Consider the following 3,466-nt stretch of genomic DNA (forward strand, 5'->3'; position numbering starts at 1 on the left):
AAGACCGGGCCTTGTAAGTGCATAAGCAGCCATTATTGTTAAACATAAATTTAATACAGTACCTATTACAGTTACAAATACTGAATTAAAAAGACTCTTCATAATCTGAGGATTAGAAAATAAAGCGCTATAATTATCAAGTGAAAACCCTTTTGGTATAATCGTAAGTCCTGTTACTTCTTTTACGCGAGCAGGGTCCGTAAGTGACAGTGCAAGTAAATTTAAAATTGGTAGAAGCATTGACAAAGTTACAATAAATAATAATGTATATAATATTAAGCGAGCTAAATTTTCTTTATTTTTCATCTATTCACCCTACCATAACCCTTTCCCAGATATTTTTTTAGCTAAAAAGTGTGTGGTAAAGATCAATATAATTCCGATTACGCCCTTGAATAAACTTGCTGCTGTAGCGTAAGCATACTGACCATTTATTAATCCTATCCTATAAACATAAGTATCTATTATATCAATTACGCTTATAACAGAATCATTCATAAAGTTAAATACTTGGTCGAAGCCTGCATTCATAAAGAATCCTAAGTTTAGAATAAATACTGTGACTATAGTTGTTACTAGTTCTGGTATTGTAATATGTATCATCTCATCAAGTCTAGATGCGCCATCTATTCTCGCTGATTCGTATAGTGCAGGACTTATTCTAATTATAGCTGCTAAATATATTATTGAATCCCACCCTGCACTTCTCCACATTTCTGAAAAAACTAATACCCATCTTATATAACCTTTGTTTGTCATAAAATCAATAGAGGGTAAATTAAATATATTTAAGATGTTATTTACTCCGCCACTATTTGTAGATAACAACTTAATCCATATACCTGTAATTACAATCCATGAAAGAAAGTGTGGTAAATATACCACTGATTGTACATATTTTCTAAACTTCTTCGATCTTAGTTCACTTATAATCAAAGAGAAAATTATTGGTATAGGGAAGAAGAATACTATTTTCATAGTGCTTATTATAATAGTGTTTTTAAGTACTTGAAAAAAACTAGGAGAACTAAGCAAAGTTTTAAAATGCTTTAATCCCACAAACACATTATCTCCAATAATTCTATAATCATAAAATGCGAGCGACATGCCTGCTAAAGGGATCAAATGGAATATTACAAAATATATAAGTGGTGGTAGAAGCATAAGGTAAAGTACTTTGTCTTCTTTTATTTTTTTCCACTTTATCTTTAATTTGTTTTTATTCTTTTCTTTATTTTGTAAATTTATTTTCGCTCTCTCCAACTCATTCCTCCTGATTCACATAAATTTCATGTTTATGGTTATATTTATGAATTGTTTCAATTTTATGAATAATTTAACATTACCTAATATATTTTATCATTCGTACCACTATATTATCAACCTTTTTTTACAACTAATTATATTCAGCTCAATATATTCTATTTTAATTAATCCTAGCTAGAATATACTAGTCATATATCAGTTTATAAATTATATTCTTTTGAAAAATTTTTCATTAATAGGTACAAAAAAAACCATAGAACAATTTGTTGTTCTATGGTTACCTTACATATGTATTTATTATTAAAGTTTAAAATCTGCTGGATCCACACCGAGGTTTGAGCACATTTCTCTAACTAGTGCAATTTCATCTTTATCAAAATTACCATCTGCTGCCCCTATAGCGCAACATACTGCCAATAATGTTTTCGCAGCATCTGGTTTACTTTTCATTTTAGTAATTGCCTTCATAGCTTCAGCCTTTCCAACATTATAATCAAATGCAAACATATCTGCATAGTGATTAAACCTAGCTAGGACATCGCTTAATTTAAAAACCTTTAATGCATCATTAAGATTAATATATCCTACCATCTTTTGTTTTTCGTCTGCGCTTATATCTCCATCAGCGCTTGCAATAAGTGCACAACCTGCCGCTACTGCTTCCATAAAATCTTTATTTGCAAATTGCTTAATTCCAGCTTGTGTTTTACCCTTTTGTTCTCTTAACCAGTCACCGATTCCCATAGTTAACACTCCTTAAATTTTAAATATATTATTTTTTAACCTATACTTAATTAAATTCTCTACTTAATATATTTTTCCTGCATATTTTAAATATTTAACAAATTGTTTAAAATTACAAAATATATTTATATTTTGTTATAACCATAGTATTACTCCACCTGTGTTATCAGTCTCCTCATAATATCCCTTAATTTCAATTCTATAATATATTCAGGAGCTATAATTATAACTAATTTTATACAATTATCTGATTTATCCCACTTATAAGCTTTAATATCCATAATGGCGCCCTCTGGAACGTGTTCTTCAATATCCATTGCAATTTCTTCAGCCAGTGATAGGTATTCTTCAAATAATTCATCTTCTATTAATTCATTTACAATACATTCTTCCTCTTCCATTAAATCATTTAAGATATTTATTTCTACGCTTAAATTAAATGCTAATATGTCATCTCTCTTTGAACCTTTGCTCATGTCTTTAACTACTTTAAATTCCGTGTTTTTTTCAATTATATCTTTTATATCTTTGCTATCTACAACTTGATTATTAAATTCTACGTACATCTTTTATTCCTCCTTTTGGTGATACCAGCATCAGATGGCATCCCTAAAACCTAAAAAGCTCCAGAATTTCTTCCTTTGTAAGCTTCCCTAGAACATCACTACTCGTAAGTTCCCCTGTAATTACACTATCTATTAAACTCTTTTTGTTTTCTTGAAGCATAATAATTTTTTCTTCTATAGTTCCCTTAGCAACTAATTTAATTACTTCTACTACATTTCTTTGACCAATTCTATGAGCTCTATCTGTTGCTTGATCCTCTACTGCGGGGTTCCACCAAGGGTCAAAATGTATAACTAGATTTGCTGAGGTTAAGTTAAGACCTGTTCCACCTGCCTTTAGTGATATTAAAAATACTTTCTTCTCCCAACTGTTATTAAATTCATCTACTAATTTAATCCTATCCTTTGATTTTGTTTTTCCATCTAAATAGAAGTAACTTATTCCTTTTCCCTTTAAATTTTCTCCTATATTTTTAAGTACTGACGTAAATTGAGAAAATAATAGGACTTTCCCCTGTGAATTTATGTGTTTTTCAACAAGTTCCATTGCTATTTTTAACTTTCCACTTCCACCTTTGTAATCATCTATTACAAGAGATGGATCTAAACAAATTTGCCTTAACCTAGTTAAATAAGAAAAAATCTCTATTTTACCCTCACTGTTATTTTTCATTTCGCCTCTAACTACTTTAATATAAGATTTATATACAGCCTTTTGAACCCCCGTCATCTCCACTATAAATTTCTTTTCTATTTTATCAGGCAATTCTTTAAGCACTTCTTTTTTAGTTCTTCTTAAAAGAAAAGGTTTTATTAATAATTTAAGTTCCTCTAAATCACCTTCTACTTTAATTGTGAATTTGGATTCAAAAATTTCTTTTGAATATAAA

General features: G+C 29.4%; 4 protein-coding genes and 1 pseudogene. All 5 read right to left on the bottom strand.

What is annotated here, in order from left to right:
• Positions 1 to 306: pseudogene (locus tag JJE11_RS16765) on the bottom strand (carbohydrate ABC transporter permease); the annotation flags it as partial.
• Between the two features lie 9 nt (positions 307 to 315).
• Positions 316 to 1,263: a sugar ABC transporter permease gene (locus tag JJE11_RS16770; RefSeq protein WP_291637680.1), complete on the bottom strand. Its 948-nt coding sequence runs from the start codon at positions 1,261 to 1,263 to the stop codon at positions 316 to 318.
• A gap of 303 nt (positions 1,264 to 1,566) precedes the next feature.
• Complete coding sequence (locus JJE11_RS16775) at positions 1,567 to 2,010, bottom strand: tellurite resistance TerB family protein (protein WP_291637682.1); 444 nt, start codon at positions 2,008 to 2,010, stop codon at positions 1,567 to 1,569.
• Positions 2,011 to 2,159: 149 nt separating this feature from the next.
• A complete protein-coding gene (locus tag JJE11_RS16780) occupies positions 2,160 to 2,576 on the bottom strand; it encodes a hypothetical protein (protein WP_291637684.1) in 417 nt (138 codons plus the stop codon).
• Between the two features lie 43 nt (positions 2,577 to 2,619).
• A partial coding sequence (locus tag JJE11_RS16785; protein ID WP_291637686.1) for a DEAD/DEAH box helicase occupies positions 2,620 to 3,466 on the bottom strand: 847 nt, incomplete at its 5' end.

Source organism: Clostridium sp. (assembly GCF_016650095.1).
Taxonomy (GTDB): Bacteria; Bacillota; Clostridia; order Clostridiales; family Clostridiaceae; genus Clostridium_AD.

What these genes read in the sequence shown, in the direction of transcription:
- JJE11_RS16775 (WP_291637682.1), bottom strand. Translation starts at nt 2,010, where the DNA reads ATGGGAATCGGTGACTGGTTAAGAGAACAAAAGGGTAAAACACAAGCT.
- JJE11_RS16780 (WP_291637684.1), bottom strand. Translation starts at nt 2,576, where the DNA reads ATGTACGTAGAATTTAATAATCAAGTTGTAGATAGCAAAGATATAAAA.